This window comes from Neisseria sp. P0001.S005 (assembly GCF_051963715.1).
Map to the genome: position 1 here is coordinate 1 of NZ_JBQCTZ010000341.1, position 2,172 is coordinate 2,172.

General features: G+C 48.3%; 1 protein-coding gene. It reads left to right on the forward strand.

Going from position 1 to position 2,172, the window contains the following annotated elements:
- Positions 1–133: 133 nt before the first annotated feature.
- On the forward strand, positions 134–2,172 hold a 2,039-nt coding region (locus ACTHSP_RS19880), incomplete at its 3' end, for a nitric-oxide reductase large subunit (RefSeq protein WP_440346761.1).

A 2,172-nucleotide genomic window follows, 5' to 3' on the forward strand; every position in this document is an offset into this window, starting at 1 on the left:
TAAGTTAATGGTTTTAAAGGAATATTATTGACAAAATATTTCTTTACTTTTAAAACCGTGATACAATCTTTAACATTCATATTTGATGAATTAATACCCAACCACTTTTTACCAAAATCAAGGAGTACTCAAAATGGGACAGTACAAGAAGCTTTGGTACTTGCTGTTTGCCGTACTGGCAGTATGCTTTACCATTCTTGGTTATATGGGTAGCGAGGTCTATAAAAAGGCTCCGCCATACCCTGAACAAGTCGTTTCTGCATCCGGCAAAGTCCTGATGACCAAAGACGATATTTTGGCAGGTCAATCTGCATGGCAAACTACCGGCGGTATGGAAGTTGGCTCTGTATTGGGTCACGGTGCATACCAAGCTCCGGACTGGACTGCCGACTGGCTGCACCGCGAGCTGGTTGCATGGTTGGATCTGACTGCGCAAGAAACTTACGGCAAAAAATTTGACGAAGTTTCTCCTGAGGAACAAGCTGTTCTGAAAACCCGTTTGGCTGACGAATACCGCAACCAAAGCCGTATTAAGGAAGACGGTTCTGTCGTTATCAGCAATACCCGCGTGAAAGCGATCGAAAGTATTCTGCCTTACTATCACGGCGTGTACAGCGACGATCCTAAGTTCCAAACCACTCGCGAACACTTTGCAATGAAAAACAACACATTGCCAAGCCAAGAAGCGCGTGAAAAACTGTTCAACTTCTTCTTCTGGACTTCTTGGTCTGCTTCGGCCAACCGTCCTGACGAGAACTTCACTTACACCAACAACTGGCCGCACGAGCCTTTGATCAACAACGTACCGACTACTGAAAACTACATGTGGTCCTTCACCAGCGTGGTATTGTTGCTGATGGGTATCGGCTTGCTGATGTGGGGTTACTCTTTCTTGACCAAACACGAAGAGGTTGAAGTACCTACTGAGGATCCTATTTCCAAAGTACAACTGACTCCTTCTCAAAAAGCGTTGGGCAAATATGTATTCCTGACTGTTGCGCTGTTTGTCGTACAAGTACTGTTGGGTGGTTTGACCGCTCACTATACTGTCGAAGGTCAAGGCTTCTACGGTATCGATACCGCACTGGGCTTTGAAATGGCCGACTGGTTCCCATATGCGTTGACCCGTACTTGGCACATCCAATCCGCTATTTTCTGGATTGCAACCGGCTTCCTGACAGCAGGTCTGTTCTTGGCTCCGATTGTGAACGGCGGTAAAGATCCTAAATTCCAACGTGCCGGTGTGAACTTCCTGTACATCGCCCTGTTCATCGTAGTCGGCGGTTCTTACGCAGGTAACTTCTTTGCTTTGACTCACATCATTCCACCTGAGCTGAACTTTTGGTTCGGCCACCAAGGTTACGAATACTTGGATTTGGGTCGTTTCTGGCAACTTCTGCTGATGGTCGGCTTGCTGTTGTGGCTGTTCCTGATGTTGCGTTGTACTATCTCTGCCTTTAAAGAAAAAGGTACAGACAAAAACCTGTTGGCTATCTTCGTAGCTTCTATGGTCGGTGTGGGTGTGTTCTACGCTCCTGGCCTGTTCTACGGTGAGAAATCTCCAATCGCTGTGATGGAATACTGGCGTTGGTGGGTGGTTCACCTGTGGGTAGAAGGCTTCTTCGAAGTATTCGCTACTGCCGCCTTCGCATTCATCTTCTACAACATGGGCTTTGTCCGCCGTAGTACTGCTACTGCTTCTACTCTGGCCGCTGCCGCCATCTTCATGTTGGGCGGTATCCCAGGTACATTGCACCACTTGTACTTCTCCGGCTCTACCTCTGCCTCTATGGCAATCGGTGCATGTTTCTCCGCTTTGGAAGTTGTGCCTTTGGTTCTGCTGGGTCGTGAAGCTTACGAACACTGGTCTTACCAACACCTGTCCGACTGGGCGAAACGTCTGCGTTGGCCTCTGATGTGCTTCGTAGCAGTTGCTTTCTGGAACATGATCGGTGCCGGCGTATTCGGCTTCCTGATTAACCCGCCAATTTCCCTGTTCTACATCCAAGGTCTGAACACTACTGCAGTTCACGCTCACGCGGCTCTGTTCGGTGTGTATGGTTTCTTGGCTCTGGGCTTCGTATTGCTGGTTGCACGCTACCTGAAACCTAATGTTCAATTTGACGACAAACTGATGACTTGGGGCTTCTGGCTGCTGAACGGCGGTCTGGT